Consider the following 23,770-nt stretch of genomic DNA (forward strand, 5'->3'; position numbering starts at 1 on the left):
GACCCACATGACCGACACCACCGAGCCGACCGCACCCAGCGGCGGGTTCGCCTACGCCCCGGCCCCACAGGCCACCGACGTGGTCGACATCCGCTCCTCCTACGGGCTGTTCATCGACGGCGAGTTCGTCGCCCCCGAGGGCGACGGGTTCCGCAAGACCGTCAACCCCGCCACCGAGGAGGTGCTGGCCGAGGTCGCCGACGCCTCGCCGGCCGACGTCCAGCGTGCCGTTGCGGCCGCCCGTCGGGCCCAGACCGAGGTGTGGGGCCCGATGCCCGGCAGCGAACGGGCCAAGTACCTGTACCGGATCGCCCGGCTGATCGCCGAGCGCAGCCGCGAGCTGGCGGTGCTGGAGACCATCGACAACGGCAAGCCGATCCGCGAGTCGCGCGACAGCGACCTGCCGCTGGTCAGCGCCCACTTCTTCTACTACGCCGGCTGGGCCGACAAGCTCGGGTACGCCGGCTACGGCCCGGACCCCAAGCCGCTCGGCGTGGCCGGCCAGATCATCCCGTGGAACTTCCCGCTGCTCATGGCCGCGTGGAAGCTGGCCCCGGCGCTGGCGACCGGCAACACCGTGGTGCTCAAGCCTGCCGAGACCACCCCGCTGACCGCGTTGCACCTCGCGGAGATCATCCAGCAGGCCGACCTGCCGCCGGGTGTGGTCAACATCGTCACCGGCGCGGGCGAGACCGGGCAGGCGCTCGTCGACGCCGACGTCGACAAGGTGGCGTTCACCGGCTCGACCGCCGTGGGCAAGGCCATCCAGCGGTCCGTCGCCGGAACGGCCAAGTCGTTGACCCTCGAGCTCGGCGGCAAGGCGGCCAACATCGTCTTCGACGACGCGCCGCTGGACCAGGCGATCGAGGGCATCGTCAACGGCATCTTCTTCAACCAGGGCCACGTCTGCTGCGCCGGCAGCCGGCTGCTCGTGCAGGAGTCCATCGCCGAACCCCTCATGGAGCGGTTGCGGACCCGACTGTCCACCCTGCGCCTGGGCGATCCGATGGACAAGAACACCGACATCGGTGCGATCAACTCCGCTGAGCAGCTCGAGCGCATCACCGCGCTGGCCTCGGCAGGGGAGGAGGAGGGGGCCACCCGGTGGTCACCCGCCTGTGACCTGCCCGACCGCGGCTACTGGTTCCCGCCGACGATCTTCTCCGATGCCAGCCAGTCCATGCGGATCGCCCGCGAGGAGATCTTCGGGCCGGTCCTGACGACCATGACCTTCCGCACGCCCGACGAGGCCGTGGCCAAGGCCAACAACACCCCCTACGGCCTGTCCGCCGGGGTGTGGACCGACAAGGGCAGCCGGATCCTGTGGATGGCCCAGCAGCTCAAGGCCGGCGTCGTCTGGTCCAACACGTTCAACCGGTTCGACCCGACCAGCCCGTTCGGCGGCTACAAGGAGTCGGGCTTCGGTCGCGAGGGCGGCCGCCAGGGGCTGGCCCCCTACCTCGAGGTGACGATCTGATGCCCGACAACACGACGTCGACCGGCCGAGTGTCGGTGGCGAAGACCCACAAGCTCTACATCGGTGGGGCCTTCCCCCGCTCGGAGTCCGGCCGCACCTACGAGGCGACGACGGCAGACGGCACGTTCCTGGCCAACATCGCCATGGGCAGCCGAAAGGACGTCCGCGACGCCGTGTCGGCCGCCTGGAAGGCCGTCGACGGCTGGGCCGGACGAACCGCCTACAACCGTGGCCAGATCCTGTACCGCATCGCGGAGGTCATCGAGGGGCGGCGCGACCAGTTCACCGCCGACGTGGCTGCCGCCGAGGGCCTGTCCCGCGACGCAGCCGCGCGCGAGGTCGACGCGGCCATCGATCGGTGGGTCTGGTACGCCGGCTGGACCGACAAGATCGCCCAGGTCTTCGGCAACGCCAACCCGGTTGCCGGCCCGTACTTCAACGTGTCGACCCCCGAGCCCACCGGGGTCGTCGCGGTGATCGCGCCGCAGGAGTCCAGCCTGCTCGGACTGGTCAGCACCATCGCCCCAGCCCTGGCCGGCGGCAACGTCGTGGTCGCCGTCGCCAGCCAGCAGCGGCCGATCCCGGCGGTCACGCTGTCGGAGGTCCTGGCCACCAGCGACGTTCCCGCGGGGGTCGTCAACGTGCTGACCGGGCACACCGACGAGCTGGCCCCGGTGCTGGCCAGCCACATGGATGTCGGCGCCATCGACCTGACCGGCGCATCGCCGGAGCAGGCCGTCGACCTGCTGCAGGCGGCCGCGGGGTCGACCACGCGCATCGTCGCGCGACCCTCGACAGTCACTAGTGAGGCATGGCACACTCCGGCGACGACGGCGCGCTTGCGGGGCGCGCTCGAGGTCAAGACCGTCTGGCATCCGGCCGGCGTCTGACCCTGTTTCGGTGGTGTTAAGAACCACCCGAAGCAGACCAATGCCATTGCCAATGACCGCAGTAGTAGCTATGGTCCTCGCGGCTGGTCGGACCTGTCCGATCGCACATGTACGCGGGGAGCGAGGCACGAACTGCGACGCTCAACCCACCCCGTACCCGCACACCTCACGAAGGAGTCGATGCGTTGCGCATCTCAAAGAAGCTACGTCTGATCGCCATGATGCTCGTGGCCATGCTCGTCCTGGCTGCCTGCAGCTCCGGCGACGACGAAGGGACCGACGAGGAGTCCGAGGGCGCTGACACGTCCGAGGAGACCGCCCCCGAGGGCGAAGACGGTGGCGACGACACCGCCGCCACCGAGGACGCGCCGTCCACCGGCTCGACCACCGGCTCTGAGGGCTCGACCCTGCAGGCCACGCTGGACGCCGGCGTCCTGAAGTGCGGCGTCAACGGCCAGCTCAACGGCTTCTCCCTCGACGAGGGCGGCACCTACAGCGGTCTCGACGTCGACTACTGCAAGGCCATCGCGGCCGCCGTCCTCGGCGACCCCGAGGCCGTCGAGTACACCAACCTGTCTGCGGAGACCCGTTTCACGGCCCTGCAGTCCGGTGAGGTCGACGTCCTGTCCCGCAACGGCACCTGGACCGCCTCCCGTGACGGTGAGCTGGGCCTGCAGTGGACCGCCACCACCTACTACGACGGCCAGGGCATGCTCGTCAACGCTGACGACCCCGCCGAGGCTGTCGAGGACATGGACGGCTACCTGATCTGCGTGCAGACCGGTACCACCACCGAGCTGAACCTCGAGACCTACTTCGACAACCTGGGCATCTCCTACGAGCCCGTCAACGTTGCCGACGAGGCCGCGGTCACGGAGAACTTCTCCACCGGCGCCTGCGACGCCTACACCACGGACCGTTCCGGTCTGGCCTCCTTCGCGGCCACCTACACCGGCGGCGACGTGAAGATCCTCCCCGACGTGATGTCCAAGGAGCCGCTCGGCCCGGCCGTCCGCCAGGGTGACGACCAGTGGTTCGACATCGTCCAGTGGGTCGTCTTCGCGACCTTCCAGGCCGAGGAGTTCGGCCTGACCTCCGAGAACATCGGCTCCTTCGACGCCGGCGCCAACGCCGACATCGCCCGTTTCCTGGGCCAGGAGGACGGTCAGACGACCGGTGCCGGCCTGGGCTTCCCGGACGAGCAGTGGGCCGTTCGCGTGATCGAGGCTGTTGGTAACTACCAGGAGATCTTCGACCGCAACATCCTCCCCATCGGTCTGGACGAGGGTGTCAACCAGCTGTGGACCGAGGGCGGCCTGCACTACGCGCCGCCGTTCCGCTAGAGCACGGTTCCGGCCGCCGTTGACGCGGCGGCCGGGCTGCTCCAGCAGCCAGTTGGTGTTCGGGGCGGGCGGAAACGTCCGCCCCGAATGCTGTCCAATCTGAAACACTCAACGGATACACAGACGACAGCGCACGCGCTCGAGGAGGCCACGTGTCAACCACTGCCCCCATTCCGCCGCTGAGAAGCCAGGAGAATCCGCCGTTCTACAGGGACGTCAGGGTCATCCGGTGGATCGGACAGATTGCTGTCCTGGCGGTGGTCGTCGCAGTAGCGGCGTACCTCTACAACAACATCAGGACGAACCTGCAGGCGGCGGGCCTGCCCACCGGGTTCGAGTTCCTGGACGGCAAGTTCGGCTCGGCCATCCCCGGGCTCGACGACGCCGCTGACGAGAGCGTGCTCGGAGCCTTCTGGCTGGGCTACCTCAACACCGTCAGGGTGATCCTGGTCGGGATCCCCGGCTGCACGATCATCGGCATCCTGATCGGCATCGCGCGGCTGTCCAACAACGTGGCGGTCCGCACCTTCGGCACCCTGTACGTGGAGACGTTCCGGAACGTGCCGGCGCTGGTGTGGATCTTCATCGCCCACTTCGGCATCACGCTGGGCTCCCTGCCGCAGATCACCGAGGCGCCCACGCCGCTGGATGCGTTCGTGGTGTCCAACCGCGGCATCGGCATCCCGTGGCTGAACCCCGACGCCAGCGGCCTGATGTTCGTGGCGTTCATCGGCCTCGGACTGCTCGCCGCGGTCCTGATGGCCGCCTACCGGGGCAGCGTCAACGCCAGGACAGGCCAGCCCGCCCGCGGAGGGCTGTACGGCATCGGCGCGTTCCTCGTCGTCGTCGCGATCGGCAACTTCATCGCCGGCAACGCCCTCGCGCTGGACCCGGCCATGATCGACGGCCGGCAGGTCGGCGGTGGCCTGACCGTCATCCCGAACTACGCCTCGCTCACCGTCGCCCTCACGCTGTACACCGCGTCCCACGTCGCCGAGATCGTGCGTGGCGCCATCCAAGCCATCCACAAGGGGCAGACGGAGGCCGCCAACGCCGTCGCGCTGTCGACCTTCCAGCGCTACCGCTTCGTGATCCTGCCGCAGGCCTTCCGGATCATGATCCCGCCGTTGGCGAACCAGTACCTCAACATCACCAAGAACTCCTCCCTCGCGGTGGCCGTCGGCTACATCGAGATCACCGCCATCTTCGGCCGTGCCACCAACAACGCCGCGCCGGCGATCCAGACGGTGGTCGTGCTGATGGGGCTGTACCTGACGTTCTCCTTGGGCATCTCGCTCATCGCGAACTTCTTCAACAACCGACTGGCGCTGGAGACCCGATGAGCACCATCAAGACCCAGACCCCCGGCCCGGAGGACAACCCGGTCGCACCGGACGCGCCGTTGCCCACCGGCCTCGACCACGGGCTCCGCGGCCTGATCCGCGAGAACCTGTTCAAGGACACCAAGAACTCGATCCTGACGATCGTCTTCGGGCTGATCCTCGGGTACGTGCTCTACCGCGCGTCGATCTTCGTGTTCTTCAACGAGAAGGTCACTCCCGACGGTGGCATGCGGAACTCCTGGGACATCATCAGCTCCCAGCTGATCCGCTACATGGTCGGCACCCAGTTCGACGGCACCGACATCGGCTACCCGATGCTGTGGGCCGCGATCTACACGATCGCCTTCACCCTGGGCTTCGCGTCGGGCCGCATGCCGGGCGACACCTCGCCACCGATGACGACCCGCACGAAGCTCGGCATCGTCGCCCCGCCCGTGCTGGCGATGGCGGTGATCCTCAGCTTCACCGAGACGATCACCCCGACGCTGCTGGTCATCGGGCTCGCGGTGCCGTTCTTCGTCGGCCAGCGCATCCCGGCGCTGCTGCCGGAGTCGGTGCTGCACCGGCGGACGCTCATCCTGGCCGGCCTCGTCCTCCTGGCCTTCCTGCTCGAGACCGGGTTCAACCCGGGCAACGTCGACAACTTCGGTGGCCTGCTGCTGACCGTCAACGTCGCCTTCATCTCCATCGCGGCCTGCTTCCCGCTGGGTGTGGTCCTCGCCCTGACCCGCCGGTCGAGCTTCCCGCTCCTGCGGCCGGTCGCGGTGCTCTACATCGAGCTGATCCGGGGTGTGCCGCTGATCACGCTGCTGTTCATGGGTGAGTTCGCCCTGCGGTTCTTCTTCCCCTCCAGCTTCGAACCGCCGGCGTCGGTGATCCGCGCGATCATCATGTTCACCCTGTTCAGCGCCGCCTACGTGGCCGAGATCGTCCGTGGTGGCCTCCAGTCGGTCCCCGGCGGGCAGACCGAGGCCGGGCAGGCCGTCGGCCTCTCGCCGGTCACGATCACCCGGAAGATCGTCCTCCCGCAGGCGCTGCGGAACTCGATCCCGGCGCTGGTCGGACAGTTCATCGCCCTGCTGAAGGACACGACGCTGCTGATCATCATCAGCCAGTTCGACCTGCTGGGCGTGTCCGACCCGATCCTCGCCAGCCCCGAGTTCCAGAACCAGGGCTACGCGCCGGAGGTCTACGCCTTCGTCGCCTTCATCTTCTGGGTCATGTGTTTCTCCATGTCCCGTGCATCACAGCGTCTCGAAACCAAGCTTGGAGTTGGTACCCGATGAGCAACCTCGACGATCTCCGTTCCGCCGCACTGAAGCCCGGCGGGACGGGCGAGCCGATCATCACGATCAGCGACATGGACAAGTTCTACGGGGACTTCCAGGCCCTGAAGAACATCAACCTCGTCGTCGGTGCCCAGGAGGTCGTGGTGGTCATCGGACCGTCCGGCTCGGGCAAGTCCACGATGATCCGCTGCGTGAACCACCTCGAGGAGCACACCCGGGGTCGGATCGTGGTGGACGGTGTGGAGCTGTCCAACGACGTGCGGAACATCCAGGAGATCCGCCGCGAGTGCGGCATGGTCTTCCAGAGCTTCAACCTGTTCCCGCACATGACCATCATGGAGAACATCACCCTCGGCCCGCGGCAGGTCCGCAAGCAGCCGAAGGCCGAGGCCGAGGCCGAGGCCATGCGGCTGCTCGAGATGGTGAAGATCCCCGAGCAGGCCCACAAGCAGCCGGGTCAGCTGTCGGGTGGCCAGCAGCAGCGCGTGGCGATCGCCCGTGCGCTGGCCATGAAGCCCAAGGTCATGCTGTTCGACGAACCGACCTCGGCGCTCGACCCGGAGATGGTCAAGGAGGTCCTCGATGCCATGCAGGAGCTGGCGGCCTCCGGCATGACGATGATCGTGGTCACCCACGAGATGGGCTTCGCCCGGGCCGTCGCCGACCGGGTGGTGTTCATGGCCGACGGCGAGATCGTCGAGGTCGGGACCCCGGAGCACTTCTTCGACAACCCCCAGGAGGAGCGCACCAAGCTGTTCCTCTCCCAGATCCTCTAGGGAGGCGATCCTCCGGCCCGCCGGACACGGACGAGGCGCCGCCCCCTTCGGGGTGCGGCGCCTCGTGTCGTTCGGTGGAGGAGGGGCGTGTCAGACCCGAGGGCGCAGACCGCCCGACAGGACCTCCAGCAGCTCGTCAGCGACCTTCTCGGCGGACTGACCGTCGTTGCCCTCGTTGCTCAGGGCACGCAGCCACAACGAGCCGTGGATGGCGCTGACGGCACCGTCGACGTCGAGGTCCTTGCGCAGGACCCCTTCGTCGACACCGCGCTGGAGCGCCGCCGCGAGGTCCTGCTGGCCACGCTCGAGCAGCAGCTCGCGGATGGCCCCGGCCTCCTCGTCGCCACGCAGCACGGCGCCGAGCAGATCGCGGGTCAGCGCGCTGGTGTCGCCGACCACGAGCTCGGCCAGGTCGACGACGAGGGCGCGCAGGTCAGCCCAGGGGTCATCGGTCTGCTGCGGGGACGCGGGTTCGCCGCGCACCTCCACGAGCGCGTCCAGCACGACAGCCGTTCGGCTGTTCCACCACCTGTACACCGTCGCCTTGCCGACGCCCGCTCGCGCCACGATGGCGTTGATGGATGCGTCGGCATCCGCTGTGGTGATCAGATCGTGGGTCGCCTTGAGGATTCGGTCACGGGCCTCGAGATCACGAGGTCGGCCCATCAGGCATTCTCCATCATCGGTGGGACAAGAAAGCCCACCCCCTTCGTCCACAATGAAACACGGTCAGCGGACAAATAGCAACACTGGTCCACCAACGGTTCTCGTAATCGGTTCCGCACCTGCACCACGGGGTGGCCGGCACGTTGACTGCGCCCCGTATGATCGTTCGTCCACCCGATCACCCCCCATCCGTCCCGACGACCGGGCGATGCCGCGCACGCCCCTGGAGCCCTCTGTGACCGACGACCCGCACCTGCCGCCCCCGTTCGACGCCGACTACGAGACCGTCGACCCGCTGGCCGACGACACCGTGACCGAGCACCACACCTCGATGGAGACCATCGTCGAGCTGTGCAAGCGCCGAGGCATCATCTTCCAGTCCTCGGAGATCTACGGCGGCCTGCGCGGGGCGTGGGACTACGGCCCGCTCGGCGTGGCGCTGAAGGACAACGTCCGCAACGCGTGGCGCAAGGCGATGTTCCAGCTGCGCGACGACGTCGTGCCGCTGGAGGCCTCCATCCTGATGAACCCGCAGGTGTGGGAGGCGTCCGGCCACGTCGGTGGCTTCACCGACCCGCTGGTGGAGTGCAGCAACTGCAACACCCGCCATCGCGAGGACCAGCTGGAGACCAACAAGAAGGGCGAGGTCTTCTGCCCCTCCTGCGGGCAGGTGGGCACCTTCGGGGAGTCCAAGGCCTTCAACCTGATGTTCCGCACGTTCGTCGGCCCGACGGAGGACACCGCAGCGCAGGTGTGGCTGCGACCCGAGACCGCGCAGGGCATGTTCGTGGACTTCGCCCACGTGCAGCTGACCGCTCGAAAGAAGATCCCCTTCGGCATCGGCCAGATCGGTCGGTCGTTCCGCAACGAGATCACCCCCCGCAACTTCATCTTCCGCGTCCGCGAGTTCGAGCAGATGGAGATGGAGTTCTTCTGCAAGCCCGGCACCGACGAGGAGTGGCACGCCTACTGGATCCGCCAGCGCTACGACTGGTACCGCAACCTGGGCCTGCGCACCGAGAACATCCGTATCCGTCCCCACGCCGATGACGAGCTGTCGCACTACTCCAAGGGCACCGTCGACATCGAGTACCGGTTCCCGATGGGCTGGGGTGAGGTGGAGGGCATCGCCAACCGGGGCAACTTCGACCTGACCCAGCACGCCGAGCACTCGGGCAAGGACCTGTCGTACTTCGACCAGGCTGCCGACGAGCGCTACATCCCCTACGTCATCGAGCCGGCGGCCGGCGTGGACCGGATCGCCCTGACGTTCCTCGTCGACGCCTACCGGCAGGAGGAGGCGCCGACGGCCAAGGGCGGCACCGAAACCCGGACCGTCCTCAAGCTGCACCCCGAGATCGCGCCGGTGAAGGTCGCGGTCCTGCCGCTGTCGAAGAAGGACACGCTGACCCCGACGGCGCGAGAGGTCAACGACCTGCTCAAGCCGCACTTCGCCAACGTGGACTACGACGAGGCCGGCCAGATCGGCCGCCGCTACCGCCGGCAGGACGAGGTCGGTACGCCCTTCTGCGTCACCGTGGACTTCGAGACCGTCGAGGACGACCGGGCGGTCACCGTCCGCGACCGCGACACCATGACCCAGGAGCGCATCCCGATCGAGAAGCTGGTCGGCTACCTCCAGGAGCGCTTCGCCCAGCCGTGGAGTCCCGACACGGCCTGAGCCACCGTCGGAACGGGGTCAGCGCAGGTCGCGCCGGGCCCAGGGGTCGTGCGGCTCGGCGTCGGCAACCGCATCGCGGACCAGCCGGGCCGCATCGGACTCGATGCGCTCGGTGCGCTGCATGATCTGCGCGACCCCGCGGGCCATCCACGCCGCCAGCCGCAGGACCGTCCCCGCGATGAACGTCACGACCCAGGCGATGATCGCGAACGGCAGGTTGCCGTCCCTGAACAGCAGGGCGCCCGCGACGACGCCGGCCATGCCGGCGACGTAGACCAGGCCGTCGGCCACACGGGCAGCGACCACGAGCTCGTTCGGCTTCACGGGTTCCATCGCGACGCCGATGCTAGCCTCGTGGTCGGTGGCAACGTCACGAACCCCCCGTGATCGAACCGAGGAACTGGAGCGTGCCAGCCTCTCGGGATGGGCGACGTTGTCCGCAGAGACCAAGGGGCGCGAACAACACGAGCCGGCCGATCCGCTCCGCTCGACCTTCCAGGTCGACGTGCACCGCATCCTCGCCTCGACCGCGTTCGGACGGCTGAAGGACAAGAGCCACGTGCTGCTGGCCCCCGGCGGGGACGGGTACCGCTCGCGCATCGACCACACGCTGTTCGGGTCACGGATCGCCCGGACCATCAGCCGGGCCCTGCGGCTGAACGAGGACCTGACCGAGGCCATCGCCCTGGGCCGTGACCTCGGTGCTGCGGCGTTCGCGCGGGCCGGGGACGAGGCGTTCGGACTGTTCACCGAGGAGCCCTTCCGCCACAACCACCAGTCGGTCAGGGTGGTCGAGCTCATCGAGCAGGACGGCCAGGGCCTGAACCTGTGCTGGGAGGTCCGCGACGGCATCGCGACCCACACCGTGGCCGCGGAGATGCCCGCCACCCGAGAGGGCGAGGTCGTCCGCCTGGCCGATCGGATCGCCGGCGTCATCGGCGAGCTCCGCGACGCCCTGTCCGTTGGGGTCATCGTGTCGGAGGACCTTCCCGAACGGGCCACGAGCATCCTCGGCCCGACCCCGGAGGACTGGATCACCGCACTGTGCGCGGACGCGGTGCAGGCGTCGGCCGACACCCCGGAGATCCGCCTGTCCAGCCCCGCCGCGACCGCCCTCGACGCCATGGAGGACGTCGCGACGACCCGGGTCAGCGGTCGCCACGGGGTCCTCGCCGAACGGGCACGTGGCGCGCACTGCCTGTCCAGCCTCGTCGTCTTCTACGTCGACAACCCCGGCCGGCTGCCCAGCCAGTTCCGCAACGGCGGTGATCCCGAGCTGCAGCGCGTCATCGACTTCGTCACGTCGCTGACCGACGGCCAGGCCCTGCGCCTGTTCAACCAGCTGCTGCTGCCCCGGCGGTCACCGCACCGGCTCTGAGCCGACGCCGAGTGCCCGTGGGTCCCGACGACGTCGCAACCCGACACTAGACTCGGACGGACGTGGCTGGGCGCATCAACGATGACGACATCCGGACCCTCAAGGACCGGATGGACATCAGCGCGGTGATCGCGCCCTACACCACGCTGAAGGGCAGCGGCACCAGCCTCATGGGGCGCTGCCCGTTCCACGAGGAGCGCAGCGCATCGTTCTCCGTCAACCCGGTCAAGGGCGTGTACTACTGCTTCGGTTGCAACGCCCACGGCGACGCCATCGGGTTCGTGATGGAGATCGAGGGCCTGTCCTTCGCCGACGCCGTGGAGAAGCTGGCCCGGCAGTTCGGCGTGGACCTGCGCTACCAGGAGCTGCGGCCCGGGCAGAAGGCCGCGCTCGGCAAGCGCACGCGGATGCTGGAGATCATCGGCGAGGCCGCCGCGTTCTACCGGTCGCGACTCAAGGCCGACGACGGGGCCGCTGCCCGCAGCTACCTGCTGGACCGGCAGGTCCCCGCCGGCGCCTGGGAGGTCTTCGGGATCGGATGGGCCCCGGACGCCTGGGACGAGCTGTCGACCCACATGCAGCGCAAGGGGGCGGCCGCCAAGGACCTCATCGAGGCCGGCCTGTCCACCCAGGGCAAGCACGGGCTCATCGACCGGTTCCGTGCCCGGGTGCTGTTCCCCATCCACGACCAGCGGGGCAACGACGTGGTCGCCTTCGGCGGGCGGATCCTGCCCGACGGGCCGGTGGTCACCAGGATCGACGGCACCGCCCCCAAGTACATCAACTCGCCGAAGACCGAGGTCTACGACAAGTCCACCACCCTCTACGGCCTGCACCTCGCGCGGCGGGAGATCGTCAAGCGCCGCGAGGTCCTCGTCGTCGAGGGGTACATGGACGTCATCGCCCTGCACCTGGCGGGCACGACCCAGGCCGTCGCCCCGTGCGGCACCGCCCTCACCGAGCAGCACTTCGCGATGATCGAGCGGATGGACGCGAGGGTCACGCTCTGCCTCGACGCCGACAACGCCGGGTTCGAGGCTGCCGAGCGTGCTCGGGAGCGGGCCGAAGCGGCGAACGTCACCGACCTCGGCGTCCTCGTCCTGCCCGAGGGCAAGGACCCGGCCGACCTGGTGGCCGAGGGCGGCGCAGCGGCGGTCGAGCAGGTCATGGCGGGCCGCAAGACCGCGGTGGAGTTCCAGATCGAGCACAAGCTGCGCACCGCGGACCTGTCGACTCCCGAGCTGCAGACGGCGGCGTACCAGTCGACCTTCGAGCTGCTGGGCCGCATCGACAACCCCTCGTTGCGGTACAAGTACGTCTTCGACGTGGTCGCCCCCGCGGTGGGGCTGCCGGCGCAACGGATCGAGGACGAGCTGAACCGGACGTACCCACCCGGGGGACGGGGCCGGACGACGACGGCGGCCCCGCCGGATCGCACCGTCCTGCCCGGAAGCCGCGATCCGCAGATGCAGCTCGAACGGCAGGTGCTGCAGGTCGCCCTGCAGCGGCCCGAGCTGCTGCCCGACGGGTGGCAGCTACTGGACGAGCAGGTCTTCACCGCCGAACCGTCGCGCCAGCTGTTCCGGGCGATCTGCAAGGCCGGTGACGACTTCGAGGCCGTGCTCGACGCGATGCCCGACGACGACATGCGTCGCCGGGTCCGGGGACTTGCGGTCGCCGAGCTGACCACCGTGCCCGAGCAGACCGCGATCGCCGGGCTGCTCGAGGCCCTGCGGGGCCGGGACGCCAAACGTCGATGGCAGGCGGCCCGCAACCGGCTGTCGGACAGCCGCGAACGGCTGGCACCGGAGGAACGCGGCGAGCTGATGCGGGAGATCGGCGAGCTCGAACGGGTCTGGCGGGCCCACGAGGGAAGGGGGGCGCTGTGAGCAGCGCACAACGGATACCGCAGGAGGGGACGGCCGATGCCCCGCCTGCGGCGGCGAAGGCGACGACCGGACGGGACGCCGCCGAGGTCGAGGCGGCCCTGCTGGACGCCCATGCGGTCACCGACCTGCTGCACGTCGGCCGTCAGCGGGGGTACGTGACCCCGCAGGAGGTCGACGACGCGCTGGCGGGCGCACGGGTGGGGGAGGGGGCCGACACGGCGCTCACCAGCCTGCTGTCGGCCGAGGGCATCACCACCCGCAAGCCACCCCCACCACCGCCGAAGGCCGCGCCCCGCCGTCGTGACCCCCCGTCGGATGTCGTGGTGCCGGCGTCCACAGGGGATCCGGTGCGGCTGTACCTCCGGGAGATCGGGCGCGTCGAGCTGCTCAGCGCCGAGGAGGAGGTCGACCTGGCCAAGCGCGTCGAGGCGGGGCTGGCCGCTGGCGTGTTCCTCGCCTCCCTCGACGTCGACGACGACGACGCGATCGTCCGACGTCGCCAGCTGACCCGGGTGGAGCGCGGCGGGCACATCGCCAAGCGGCGGCTGGTCGAGGCCAACCTGCGGCTGGTCGTGTCGATCGCCAAGCGGTACGTGGGTCGGGGCATGGTGCTCCTGGACCTGATCCAGGAGGGCAACCTCGGGCTGATCCGAGCGGTGGAGAAGTTCGACTACCGCAAGGGCTACAAGTTCTCCACCTACGCCACCTGGTGGATCCGGCAGGCCATCACGAGGGCCATCGCCGACCAGGCCCGGACCATCCGCATCCCCGTCCACATGGTGGAGACGATCAACAAGGTCGTCCGCACCCAGCGACGGTTGCACCAGATGCTCGGCCGTGACCCGACCTCGGCGGAGATCGGGGCAGAGCTCGACATCGACGAGGAGAAGATCGAGGACATCCTCAAGATCTCCCAGGAGACGGTCAGCCTCGAGACGCCCGTCGGTGGCGAGGACGACGCCTCGCTGGGCGACTTCATCGAGGACGAGGCCGCCGTGGTACCGCTCGACGCCGCCAGCTTCCACCTGATGCAGGACCAGATCCGCGGGGTGCTCCACACCCTCAACGACCGGGAGCAGCGGGTCATCGCGCTGCGCTTCGGGCTCGACGGGGGGCAGGCCCGGACGCTGGAGGAGGTCGGCGACGAGTTCGGCGTCACCCGTGAGCGGATCCGCCAGATCGAGGCCAAGACGCTGGCAAAGCTGCGCCACCCCTCACGATCCGATCAGCTGCGGGACTACCTGCGCGACTAGGCCCGTCGGTCGGCCCCGCCCTGGGTCAGCCCTGCCCGTCGAGGCGGTCGTGCAGGTCCAGGACACGTCCCATCTGCTCGCCGGCCTGACCGACGGCGGGGAACTCCTCCTTGGCCGACGACCAGGCCTCGCGCAGCCCGTCCTCCAGGTGACGGGCGGTGCGGGATCCCATGAACACATCTGCGGTCTGCCGGATGGTCTCGTAGCGTTCCCGGCCTGCCTTGGCGCCGAGCACGTAGCCGACCGCGAAGCCGGTGACGACCCCGAACCTGAATCCCATCGCTGCTGTCCTTCCCGCGTCCCGTGCACTGTGCTGACCGACACCGTACCGAGGGTGGGGACGGGTCGGGGAGATCAGCAGGTGTTCATGGTCCAGCAACGGCCGGGAAACACCTGCGGCCTAGCCTGCGCGCCGGAGGTGAGGCACCGATGGATGACATCCGAGAGACGCTGCTCCAGCGCGCCTGGCTGTACGCCGACGCCGAGTCGTTCCGCGCCGGGGTCGACGCTGCGCTGGCGGCCCTTCGCGCCGAGGACCCGGGGGATCGCACCGGAGGCGCGGTGGGAAATGTGGCTCCGAGGGTGGGACTTGAACCCACAACCTATCGATTAACAGTCGATTGCTCTGCCGATTGAGCTACCTCGGAAGGTGCCGGCCGTGGCCGGCGGTCACGCATGGGTTCGGAGGACTCCGTGTCCCGTGCGGAGCGACAAGTGTGCCACGCCGGTCGCCCGCTGACCAAGGTCCGCCCCCGTCCGGTCCCAGCCGGCCGGACAGGGGCGGTCCGCGTCGGCCTAGCGGTCGGCCAGGTCGTGGTCGGGACGGGCGGTGACGATGTCGTCGAACACCTCGTCCTGGACCTTCACGAGCCACAGGCCGTCGTAGCCGCTGATGACCACGGTGCCCGAGTCGAAGTAGGGGTAGTTGGACCAGGTTCCCGAGAAGGACGTGCCGTCGTTGTCGGGGAAGACGTCGAAGAAGGCGACCTCCTCCAGCTCGTTGCCGTTGGCGTGGTCGTGGTCGACGTCGTCGATGTCGTAGAGGTCGACGACCCGCAGCCCGGAGGCGTAGTTGGACTGGTACACCAGCCCGTCGCGGATGTACATGTTGTGGTCGATCGACTGCGAGTGCCCGTAGTGGGTGCCCTGCCACGACGGGTTGTCGAGGTCCTCGACATCGAAGACGAGCGTGCGGGTGGGCAGCCCGGCGTTGGCGTCCTCGTCCAGCTCGTCTCCGAGCAGGAAGTGGCGACCGTCGTCGGTCAGCCAGCCCTGGTGGGCGTACTCGGTCAGGTCGTACTCGATCGACGCGATGTGGCTGGGGGCCAGCTTGTCGGTGACGTCGACGATCGCGACGTGGGTCTCGGAGCTGTTGAAGCAGATCTCGTGCTCCTGGTAGTCCACGTCGGGGCCGCGGTACACCACGCACTCGGTGTCGTGCACGTAGCGCGACAGGGCACCCAGCGGGCCGACCAGCGATCCGACGACGCCGACGCCGCCCTCCTCGACGTAGCAGCCGGCGAAGGTGGGCACGGGCGTCTTGAGGTCGACGATGTGCAGGCCGGCGCGGCACTGGTCCTCGGCAGCCAGGCCAGCGTTGCCGCCGACGATGTAGGCGAAGCCGGTCTCCTCGTTGATCGCCAGGTTGTGGGCCGCGACGTTGAGGGGATAGAAGCTGTCCATCACCCAGTCCTGGGGCTCGGTGACGCCGTCGAGCCGGAACAGGTCGAAGACCTGCATCCCGTGGGGGTTGGACTCGCTGACGGCGTAGGCCTTGTTGTCGTAGACCTTGATGTCCTGCCAGACCAGCTGGGCGGCCGCGGTGTTGAGCATCGTGCCCAGGTACTCCGGCGCCGTCGGGTCGGTGACCCGGAAGAACGCCACGCCGTTGGTCTTGCCGAAGAGCACGTACTCATCACCCGTCTCGGGCGACGTCCAGCCCCACACGTCGGACCCTCGGACCGAGCTGTACAGCACCGGGGCGTAGGTCGGCAGCCCCGCGAACTCGCTGATCGGGGTGAACGACAGCAGGTCGATGCCGTCACAGGGGAACGGGCCGGCCATGCCGTCCACGCACGGCGTCGCGCCCAGCGACTCGTTCGGGACGGCCTGCGAGACCTCCGGGATCTTGTGGACGTGGGTTCGCATCTCGGCCAGCAGGGCCAGCGGGTCGGCTGCGGCGATGCCGAGCAACGCCACGATTGCGATCAGTGCGGAAGCGGTCCTGTTGCGCATGCCCCCCGGTTCGCGACGGACCCGCCGAGTTCCTGCCGACGGACGGAACTTCCTGTGTCTCCGGGGCGACGCGGCCGCCATCGGTTGGTTTCCGACCGCGGATCCGACGCATCATCGGGGTCATGACACACCACGCCGACGGGGCCCCGACCGATCGCACGCTGTCGGAGGAGGAACAGTGGCGTGCCGCGACGGCCAACGGGTCGCTCGAGGCGTTGCTGGGCGAGGTCGTCGAGGCCGCCAGCCGGTCCGCCGGGTCGCTGGCGCTGGAGGGCTTCAGGGTCGCGCGACGAGCCGCCCGGGCGACGCGCCAGGCCCTCGATCCGCTGCTGGCGGCCATCCGCACCGGCACCTCGCTGCGGGAGGACCTCCTGCGCATGGTGTCGCGCCTGCTCGACGACCCGCCGGTCGGGAACACGACATGGACCGAGCCGGTGCCGGCGTCCTCCGACGGGGATCCTTCGGGGGCACCCACACCCGAGGACCTGCCGCCGGAGATGGCCGAGCTGCACGACGCGATCGTGCAGGGCGTCCGCAGGGCCGCAGCCGCAGGCCAGGTCGACACGCCCGAGGGTGCGGAGGCCATCGCCTGGGCGCTGACCAGCCTGCTGATGACCCTCGCCGTGCGATCCCGCGAGGGCGAGGACACCGCCCCGCTGATCGCCGCCGCGACCGCCGCGATGGAGGACCTGCTGGGATCAGCGGATCCCTCGGCCGCTCGGTAGCATCCGCTCGAATCTCGCCGACCGCACACAGAGACGAAAGAGTCCCATGAGCACCATCATCTACACCCACACCGACGAGGCGCCCGCGCTGGCGACGTACTCGTTCCTGCCGATCATCGAGGCGTTCGCCGGGGCGTGCGGGGTGCAGATCGAGACCCGGGACATCTCGCTGGCCGGCCGCATCCTTGCGGCGATGGGCGACCACCTTGAGCCCGAGCAGCAGGTCAACGACGCGCTGGCCGAGCTGGGGGAGCTGGCCAAGACCCCGCAGGCCAACATCATCAAGCTGCCCAACATCTCCGCATCGGTGTCGCAGATGAAGGCCGCGATCAAGGAGCTGCAGGCCAAGGGCTACGAGCTGCCGGACTACCCCGACGAGCCCGCCACCCCGCTGGAGGAGGCCATCCGGGCCGCGTACGACTCGGTCAAGGGCAGCGCGGTCAACCCGGTGCTCCGCGAGGGCAACTCCGACCGTCGTGCCCCTGCCGCCGTGAAGGCCTACGCCCGCAAGAACCCGCACCGCATGGGCTCGTGGGACAACGACTCGGGCACCCATGTCGCGACCATGGGCGAGCACGACTTCCGGTCCAACGAGCAGTCGGTGACCATCGACTCCGCCGGCGAGCTGCGGATCGTCCACGAGGCCGCCGACGGCACCGAGACGGTGCTGCGCGAGTCCGTGCCGGTCCTCGAGGGCGAGGTCGTCGACGCCACCTACATGAGCGCGAAGGCCCTGCAGGAGTTCCTGGCCGCCGAGATCGCCGACGCCGAGGACAAGGGCGTCCTGTTCAGCCTCCACATGAAGGCCACGATGATGAAGGTCTCCGACCCGATCATCTTCGGCCACGCCGTGAAGGTGTACTTCGCCGACGTGTTCGAGCAGTACGGCGAGGAGCTCGAGCGGGCTGGAGCCAACCCCAACGACGGGCTCGGCGGGGTCCTCTCCTCCCTCGACAACCTCGACGACGCCATCGCCGCGGAGATCCGCGACGCCATCGAGCAGCGCATCGCCGACGGCCCCGACATGGCCATGGTGAACTCCGACAGGGGCATCACCAACCTGCACGTGCCCTCCGACGTCATCATCGACGCCTCCATGCCCCGCGTCATTCGTGACGGCGGCCAGGACTGGGGTCCCGACGGCGAGCTGCACGACACCAAGGCCACCATCCCCGACAGCTCCTACGCCGACCTGTACGCCGAGACCGTGGCGTTCTGCAAGGCCCACGGCGCCTTCGACCCGACCACGATGGGCACCGTCCCCAACGTCGGGCTGATGGCGCAGAAGGCCGAGGAGTACGGCAGCCACGACAAGACCTTCGAGGTCCCGGCTGACGGGACCGTCAAGGTCGTCGACGGTGACGGCAACGTGCTGATGTCCCACGAGGTCGAGGCCGGCGACATCTGGCGTGCCTGCCAGGCCAAGGACGCCCCCATCCGTGACTGGGTGTCCCTGGCAGTCCGTCGAGCGCGCGCCACGGGCTGGCCGGCGATCTTCTGGCTGGACGAGACCCGCGCCCACGACGCGCAGCTGATCGAGAAGGTCAACGCCTACCTCGCGGAGGAGGACACCGACGGCCTCGACATCCGCATCATGAACGTCGCCGACGCCACCCGCGTCACGCTGGACCGGGCCGCCAAGGGCGAGAACACCATCTCCGTCACCGGCAACGTGCTGCGTGACTACCTGACCGACCTCTTCCCCATCCTCGAGCTCGGCACGTCGGCGAAGATGTTGTCGATCGTCCCGCTGATGAACGGCGGTGGCCTGTTCGAGACCGGCGCCGGCGGGTCGGCACCCAAGCACGTCCAGCAGTTCGAGGCCGAGAACCACCTGCGATGGGACTCCCTCGGTGAGTTCCTCGCGCTGGCCGTGTCGCTGGACCACGAGGCCGAGACGACCGACAACGCGGGCGCCAGGGTGCTCGGTGCGGCGCTGGACACCGCCACGGAGAAGCTGCTGGACGAGGGCCGGTCGCCGTCGCGCAAGGTGGGTGAGCTGGACAACCGCGGTTCGCACTTCTACCTGGCGCTGTACTGGGCGCAGGCGTTGGCCGAGCAGACCGAGGACGCGGCGCTCGCCGAACGGTTCGCGCCGCTGGCCTCGGCGCTCGGGGAGGCAGAGGACACGATCGTCGGCGAGCTCAACGAGGTCCAGGGCGAGCCCATGGACATCGGTGGCTACTACGCCCCCGACGCCGACAAGGCGTCCGCGGCCATGCGGCCGTCCGAGACGTTCAACCGGGTACTGGCCGACTTCGTCGGCCAGTAGGGGAGCGGGGTGCGCCGGGCGGCCCCTGACGGTCGCCCGGCCTACAGGTCGACGAGCCGGACGGTGACGGTGACCACGTCGCCGTCACCGACGCCGTTGGCGGTCCGCACCGCCTTCTTCATCGGGAGGACGTAACAGCCGCGTCCCTTGTCGGGGAACAGCGACGTCAGCCAGGTCGAGCGGCCCATGCGGACCTCGACACGGACCGAGCCGAAGCCCCGCCGAGCGGCGCCGCCGGTGATCTCCCGGATGTGGTCGCTGTCCTCCTCGGGCAACGTCACGAAGTGCCATGACGCGTCGCCATCGTGTTCCCACACGGGCGTGGTGAAGGTGAAGTCGTGCATGTGGGAACCCAGTCTTGCCGACCGTGGTCGGGCGTCGGGGCCGGGCCGTGCAGCTGTGCTCACCGTGGTGTCAGTGGTGGACGGTCGACGGGTCGTCGCCCGCCGGGATCAGCCTCCTGGGTGCCATTGTCCGCAGCGGAGGAAGGGATCCGGTCCGTCGACGGCGAACAGTGGGAGGACCCCTGGAGATCCAGACCGGAGACCACACGTGTCCCTCACCCGTCCCGTCCGTGCCATGCTCCTGGCCCTCGGCCTGGCGTTGCTGGCCAGCCTCGCCGTGACCCCGACCGCCGCCGAGGCGCAGGTCACCTTCCCCAGGTGGGACGGGTGGGCGTGGGCAGATGCCGACACCGCGAGCATCCACCCGGGTGTGCAGACCCGGGTCGAGGGTGGCCAGTGCACCTCCAACTTCGTCTTCGTGCAGGTCGAGGCCATCGACGGGGTCGAGTACCTGACCGACGTGCTGCTCGGCTACGCCGGCCACTGTGCCGCCGAGACGGGCAACGCCGACGAGTGCACCGACATCGCCTATCCGGTCGGCCATCCGGTGGAGGTCCAGGGGGCGACCACAACCGCCAGCGTCGCCTACAACGCGTCGTTGACGATGCGACGGATCGGCGAGACCGACACGGCCACGTGCATGAACAACGACTTCGGGTTGGTCCGCATCGCCCGAGCCGACTGGACGAACGTGAACCCCTCCGTGCCGGTGTTCGGCGGCCCCGTCGCGCTGGCACGTGGCGGCACCGCCGTCGCTGAGCCCGTCTACTCGTGGGGCAACTCCTCCCTGCGGTTCGGCATCGAGCAGACCAGCCCCAAGCGCGGGCTGTCGCTCGGGACCGACAACGAGGGCTGGAACCACAACGTCTTCACGGTCACCCCGGGCATCCCCGGTGACTCCGGGTCGGGGTACCTCGACGCCGACGGCAACGCCCTGGCGGTCGTGTCCACCGTCGAGGCCGCCCCGTTCCCGGCGTCCAACAACGTCACCGACCTGGCGCTGTCCATGGACTACGTCATCGCCAACGAGCCAGGCCTGGCCAACCTCCGCCTGGTCCCGGGGACCGAACCCTTCGACGATGGCGCCATCCTGCGCTAGGCCTCGGCCAGCCATCCCTCGCTGAGGGCCCACAGCCGCTCGGCGGCGTCGGGGTCGCAGGCCCACGGCCGGACGTGCTGGTGGGGTGGGCTGACCGAGCCGGCCAGCTGGGCGACGTCGACGTCCTCGCAGTACAGCCCACCCAGGCCCGCCAGCTTCGGTGCCGTGGCCGCCCAGATCGTCGTCGCCGCGCCCTCCTCCGGCGTCTTGAAGCCCCGCTTGACCGCGTCGGGGATGGTGCCGTCGGCGTTCTTCCAGCCGAGCGCGACCATCTCCTCGAGGGGAAGGTGGCGCTGGAGGGGGGTGAAGATGCCGCCCGGGTGCACCGAGAACGCCCGGATGCCGCGGTCGGCGCCGCGGGCGTCGACGGCCATGGCGAACAGCGCGTTGGCCGTCTTGGCCTGCCCGTAGGCCCGCCACTTGTCGTAGGTGGTCGTGGTGAAGTGCGGGTCGTCCCACTGGATCCCACCGATGCGATGGCCGATGGAGGACAGCGCGACCACGCGGGCGCCCTCGGCGGTGAGCAGCGCCGGTTCGAGGCCGAGGTAGAGGGCCATGTGGCCCAGGTGGTTGACGCCCAGCTGCATCTCCCAGCCGGGGCCCACCCGCCCCTCGGGGCACGCCATGATCCCCGCGTTGGCGATCAGGAGGTGCAGGGGGCGGTCGGGGGTCGTCCAGTCCTCGGTGAACCGTCGCACGCTGGCGAGGTCGGCCAGGTCCATGGCCACCACGTCGACGTCGTCACCGAACGCCTCCAGCGCGTCACGGGCGACGTCGGGTCGGCGGGCAGGGACGGTCACGTGGGCGCCGGCGCCGACGAGGGCCCGCACGGTCTCCAGGCCGATACCGGAGTAGCCGCCCGTGACCACGGCCTCGTGGCCGGAGAGGTCGATGCCCGCGATCACCTCGGCCGCCGTGGACTTGGCGCGGAAGCCCGATCCGATCGGGTGCTGGTCCAGTGGCCCCATGGTCTGCCTCTCGTGGTCGCCTGCGAGGGCAGGCGGATCGGGCCCCTCACCCTACCGGTCGGGCCCATCGGGCAGGGCCGGTAGGGCGGCGAGCGTCATTCGGTGACGACGAGGGTGCCGGTCATCGACGGGTGGATGCTGCACACGAACGCGTACTCGCCGGGCACGTCGACCGTGGTCGAGAACTCCCCGCCAGCATCGATCCGGCCCGAGTCGAACGTGCCGTCGGCTGCGGTCCACGTGTGGGTCGCGTCGTCGCCGTTGACCACCCGGACCGTGCTGCCGGCGGGCACGGGGCCCACGTCACCGAAGGCGAAGTCGACGATCGACAGGGTCACCTCCCCCTCCCCGGCGGCCGCCGGGTCGTCACCGCCAGCAGGGCTGGGCTCGTCGGCCCCATCGGAGGAGCCACACGCGACGACCAGCAGGAGGAGGAACACCACGAACATCCGACGCATGACATGCCCTTCGACTCGAACGGACGACCTGCCCCCACTACGACACGCCCGACCCCAGAACACAACCCCCACACCCGAACACACCCGAACACACCCGAACACACCCGAACACACCCGAACACACCAGGGACTGTCGAGTCAGGGCTTGGCCTCCGTGGCCCGAACGGTCCGAGCGAAGCGGGTGACGGCTGGGCGAAGCCCACGCGGACGTCCGTGGCGAAGCCACAGGACACCTCGCGAGCGCCAGCGAGCGGTCCGCGTGGGCCGGGCGGGGCTCGAACCCGCAACCAATCGATTATGAGTCGACTGCTCTGACCATTGAGCTACCGGCCCGCAAGGCGGCCGATCGTAGCCCCCCGGTCCCGCTGGACGCGACCCGATGGCCACGCCCGGGCCGGTGACCGAGCGATTACCGTGTGGGACCGACCGGGCCCATCCGTCGTATGGTGCTCGGACGCAATGCACCAGCCCCCACCCCGAAAGGTCCTTGCCATGCGCTTGATCACGATGGCCATCGCCCTGGCCATGTTTGCCGTCGCGTGCGGCGGCAGCGGCACGAGCGGAGGCGATGCGGCCCGCTTCTGCGAGATCATGGAAGAGTTCGTCACCCTCGCCAACGACGCCATCGCCGGCGCCGCAGAAGGCGAGACCGACGACATCGAGACCCTGACCGCCCGCGTGGAGGAGCTGGTCACCGAGGCCGAGGCAGCCGCCCCGGACGAGATCTCCGACATCATCAACTCCACCGACGAGGCCGACCAGGACGAGATCACGGCCTACGTCTCCGAGGAGTGCGGCGTCGAGCTGCCGTCCTTCTAGGACACCTCGAGCAGTCAGCCAACGTCGACGGCGGTCACCCACTGGGTGGCCGCCGTTCGTCGTGTGCGGACCCGGACGGCCCGTCTACGGGCGAGCGGCGACGAACGCGGGCCAGTGTTCGCCGAACTCGATCGCACAGCTGCCGTACCGCTCCACCGGCCGGACCGCGACGAACCCTGCACGGGCGAGGCCGGTGCGCACGTCCTGGGCCGGGTACAGCCGCAGTTCGTGGGTCTCGTCGTGCCGTCGGTAGCTGCCGCCGCGACCGTTCCGCGTGAACAGGGTGATCCGTCGGGTGGTGCGGAACCGCTCCGACGTCGTCCGCACCGACAGGAACACGGTGCCGCCGTCCTGGACCAGCGTGGACTCCTCGTCCTCGCCGTGCCGGCCGGGACCGGGCACGTCCAGCAGCACCACCCCGCCGGGCCGCAGCGCCGCGTGGAAGGCCTCCAGTACCTCGTCCAGGTCGATGGTCAGGTCGTAGGCCAGGGCCTCTCCCAGCGCCACGATGCCGACCAGCCGGTCGGGCAGCTCGACCGACGCCATGGTCGCCTCGACCGTCGTCGCCTCCGGCACCCGGTCACGGGTCATGGCCAGCATGGCGGCTGAGGGGTCGACGGCCACCACGTCGAAGCCGGCGTCGACCAGCACGCGCGCCGCGATGCCGCCGCCGCACCCGAGGTCGGCGACCGTGCCCCTCGTCCACCCGGCGGCCCGCAGGTGGCCGACCATGGTCAACGCCCCCTCGCGGGCCAGCTCGCCGGCGTGGGCGTCGTGGAACTCGGCGAGGTCGCGGTCGTACATCTGCGGATCGTGCCCCGCGCCGGGCCGGCGCAGCAAACGGGATGGGTCGGTAGGGTCGGAG

The 23,770-nt window shown here is 69.5% G+C and carries 22 protein-coding genes and 2 tRNA genes; 14 read left to right on the forward strand and 10 right to left on the reverse strand.

Annotation, left to right across the window (positions count from 1 at the left end; all coding sequences use genetic code 11):
• The first annotated feature begins 7 nt into the window (after positions 1 to 7).
• From CUC05_RS04705 to CUC05_RS04730, 6 genes are all read left to right on the forward strand, one after another.
• Positions 8 to 1,477 (forward strand): aldehyde dehydrogenase family protein, encoded by a 1,470-nt coding sequence (locus CUC05_RS04705; protein ID WP_108664907.1) that lies wholly within the window; start codon positions 8 to 10, stop codon positions 1,475 to 1,477.
• A complete protein-coding gene (locus CUC05_RS04710) occupies positions 1,477 to 2,367 on the forward strand; it encodes an aldehyde dehydrogenase family protein (RefSeq protein ID WP_108664908.1) in 891 nt (296 codons plus the stop codon). Before CUC05_RS04705 ends, CUC05_RS04710 begins: the two co-directional genes overlap by 1 nt.
• 191 nt (positions 2,368 to 2,558) lie before the next feature.
• Positions 2,559 to 3,710: an amino acid ABC transporter substrate-binding protein gene (locus tag CUC05_RS04715; protein WP_420810892.1), complete on the forward strand. Its 1,152-nt coding sequence runs from the start codon at positions 2,559 to 2,561 to the stop codon at positions 3,708 to 3,710.
• A 152-nt stretch (positions 3,711 to 3,862) separates the two neighbouring features.
• The gene (locus CUC05_RS04720; protein ID WP_108664910.1) at positions 3,863 to 5,053 is read left to right on the forward strand and encodes an amino acid ABC transporter permease; all 1,191 of its coding nucleotides are present in this window, start codon (positions 3,863 to 3,865) and stop codon (positions 5,051 to 5,053) included.
• Positions 5,050 to 6,339, forward strand: a complete 1,290-nt coding sequence (locus CUC05_RS04725; protein ID WP_108664911.1) for an amino acid ABC transporter permease — start codon at positions 5,050 to 5,052, stop codon at positions 6,337 to 6,339. The genes CUC05_RS04720 and CUC05_RS04725 overlap by 4 nt, the downstream gene beginning before the upstream one ends.
• A complete protein-coding gene (locus CUC05_RS04730) occupies positions 6,336 to 7,118 on the forward strand; it encodes an amino acid ABC transporter ATP-binding protein (protein WP_108664912.1) in 783 nt (260 codons plus the stop codon). Before CUC05_RS04725 ends, CUC05_RS04730 begins: the two co-directional genes overlap by 4 nt.
• Before the next feature lie 90 nt (positions 7,119 to 7,208).
• Here CUC05_RS04730 and CUC05_RS04735 read toward each other — a convergent pair whose 3' ends face one another.
• Entirely contained in the window at positions 7,209 to 7,784 is a 576-nt protein-coding gene (locus tag CUC05_RS04735) for a TetR/AcrR family transcriptional regulator (RefSeq protein WP_108664913.1), read from the reverse strand.
• Positions 7,785 to 8,115: 331 nt separating this feature from the next.
• Between CUC05_RS04735 and CUC05_RS04740 the strand changes: the two genes are divergently transcribed.
• Positions 8,116 to 9,465: a glycine--tRNA ligase gene (locus CUC05_RS04740; protein WP_108665005.1), complete on the forward strand. Its 1,350-nt coding sequence runs from the start codon at positions 8,116 to 8,118 to the stop codon at positions 9,463 to 9,465.
• A gap of 18 nt (positions 9,466 to 9,483) precedes the next feature.
• Here CUC05_RS04740 and CUC05_RS04745 read toward each other — a convergent pair whose 3' ends face one another.
• On the reverse strand, positions 9,484 to 9,798 hold the full coding sequence (locus CUC05_RS04745; protein WP_108664914.1) for a hypothetical protein: 315 nt from the start codon (positions 9,796 to 9,798) through the stop codon (positions 9,484 to 9,486).
• Between the two features lie 28 nt (positions 9,799 to 9,826).
• On the opposite strand from CUC05_RS04745, the gene CUC05_RS04750 reads away from it, so the two are divergent.
• From CUC05_RS04750 to rpoD, 3 genes are all read left to right on the forward strand, one after another.
• Positions 9,827 to 10,843: an HD domain-containing protein gene (locus CUC05_RS04750; RefSeq protein ID WP_170127918.1), complete on the forward strand. Its 1,017-nt coding sequence runs from the start codon at positions 9,827 to 9,829 to the stop codon at positions 10,841 to 10,843.
• 62 nt (positions 10,844 to 10,905) lie between these two features.
• Positions 10,906 to 12,732, forward strand: coding sequence for a DNA primase (dnaG, locus tag CUC05_RS25505; protein ID WP_108664916.1), 1,827 nt, complete (start codon positions 10,906 to 10,908; stop codon positions 12,730 to 12,732).
• Positions 12,729 to 13,985: an RNA polymerase sigma factor RpoD gene (gene rpoD / locus CUC05_RS04760; RefSeq protein WP_338066368.1), complete on the forward strand. Its 1,257-nt coding sequence runs from the start codon at positions 12,729 to 12,731 to the stop codon at positions 13,983 to 13,985. The genes dnaG and rpoD overlap by 4 nt, the downstream gene beginning before the upstream one ends.
• Before the next feature lie 25 nt (positions 13,986 to 14,010).
• On the opposite strand, the gene CUC05_RS04765 is transcribed toward rpoD, so the two are convergent.
• From CUC05_RS04765 to CUC05_RS04775, 3 genes are all read right to left on the reverse strand, one after another.
• Positions 14,011 to 14,265 (reverse strand): hypothetical protein, encoded by a 255-nt coding sequence (locus CUC05_RS04765; RefSeq protein ID WP_108664918.1) that lies wholly within the window; start codon positions 14,263 to 14,265, stop codon positions 14,011 to 14,013.
• 291 nt (positions 14,266 to 14,556) lie between these two features.
• A tRNA-Asn gene (locus CUC05_RS04770) sits at positions 14,557 to 14,632 on the reverse strand.
• 148 nt (positions 14,633 to 14,780) lie between these two features.
• The gene (locus tag CUC05_RS04775) at positions 14,781 to 16,220 is read right to left on the reverse strand and encodes a choice-of-anchor B family protein (RefSeq protein ID WP_157965209.1); all 1,440 of its coding nucleotides are present in this window, start codon (positions 16,218 to 16,220) and stop codon (positions 14,781 to 14,783) included.
• A gap of 122 nt (positions 16,221 to 16,342) precedes the next feature.
• Between CUC05_RS04775 and CUC05_RS04780 the strand changes: the two genes are divergently transcribed.
• The gene (locus CUC05_RS04780) at positions 16,343 to 16,945 is read left to right on the forward strand and encodes a hypothetical protein (protein ID WP_108664920.1); all 603 of its coding nucleotides are present in this window, start codon (positions 16,343 to 16,345) and stop codon (positions 16,943 to 16,945) included.
• Positions 16,946 to 16,991: 46 nt separating this feature from the next.
• Complete coding sequence (locus CUC05_RS04785; RefSeq protein ID WP_108664921.1) at positions 16,992 to 19,217, forward strand: NADP-dependent isocitrate dehydrogenase; 2,226 nt, start codon at positions 16,992 to 16,994, stop codon at positions 19,215 to 19,217.
• A gap of 41 nt (positions 19,218 to 19,258) precedes the next feature.
• Here the strand turns inward: CUC05_RS04785 and CUC05_RS04790 are convergent, their stop codons facing one another.
• Entirely contained in the window at positions 19,259 to 19,561 is a 303-nt protein-coding gene (locus CUC05_RS04790; RefSeq protein ID WP_108664922.1) for a DUF1905 domain-containing protein, read from the reverse strand.
• 208 nt (positions 19,562 to 19,769) lie between these two features.
• Here CUC05_RS04790 and CUC05_RS04795 point away from each other — a divergent pair, with 208 nt between their 5' ends.
• Positions 19,770 to 20,660 (forward strand): hypothetical protein, encoded by an 891-nt coding sequence (locus tag CUC05_RS04795; RefSeq protein ID WP_205712128.1) that lies wholly within the window; start codon positions 19,770 to 19,772, stop codon positions 20,658 to 20,660.
• Here the strand turns inward: CUC05_RS04795 and CUC05_RS04800 are convergent.
• The 3 genes from CUC05_RS04800 to CUC05_RS04810 form a co-directional block, all read right to left on the reverse strand.
• Positions 20,657 to 21,628, reverse strand: a complete 972-nt coding sequence (locus tag CUC05_RS04800; RefSeq protein ID WP_108664923.1) for an oxidoreductase — start codon at positions 21,626 to 21,628, stop codon at positions 20,657 to 20,659. The two genes, CUC05_RS04795 and CUC05_RS04800, sit on opposite strands and share 4 nt — an antisense overlap.
• A gap of 95 nt (positions 21,629 to 21,723) precedes the next feature.
• Complete coding sequence (locus CUC05_RS04805; RefSeq protein WP_108664924.1) at positions 21,724 to 22,086, reverse strand: cupredoxin domain-containing protein; 363 nt, start codon at positions 22,084 to 22,086, stop codon at positions 21,724 to 21,726.
• A 260-nt stretch (positions 22,087 to 22,346) separates the two neighbouring features.
• A tRNA-Ile gene (locus tag CUC05_RS04810) sits at positions 22,347 to 22,419 on the reverse strand.
• A gap of 159 nt (positions 22,420 to 22,578) precedes the next feature.
• Here CUC05_RS04810 and CUC05_RS04815 point away from each other — a divergent pair.
• Positions 22,579 to 22,905 carry a hypothetical protein gene (locus CUC05_RS04815; protein ID WP_108664925.1) on the forward strand — a complete coding sequence of 109 codons (327 nt, stop codon included), beginning with the start codon at positions 22,579 to 22,581 and terminating at the stop codon, positions 22,903 to 22,905.
• An 84-nt stretch (positions 22,906 to 22,989) separates the two neighbouring features.
• Here CUC05_RS04815 and CUC05_RS04820 read toward each other — a convergent pair whose 3' ends face one another.
• Entirely contained in the window at positions 22,990 to 23,709 is a 720-nt protein-coding gene (locus tag CUC05_RS04820) for a class I SAM-dependent DNA methyltransferase (protein WP_157965210.1), read from the reverse strand.
• Between the last annotated feature and the right edge of the window lie 61 nt (positions 23,710 to 23,770).

This window comes from Euzebya rosea (assembly GCF_003073135.1).
GTDB classification, from domain to species: domain Bacteria; phylum Actinomycetota; class Nitriliruptoria; order Euzebyales; family Euzebyaceae; genus Euzebya; species Euzebya rosea.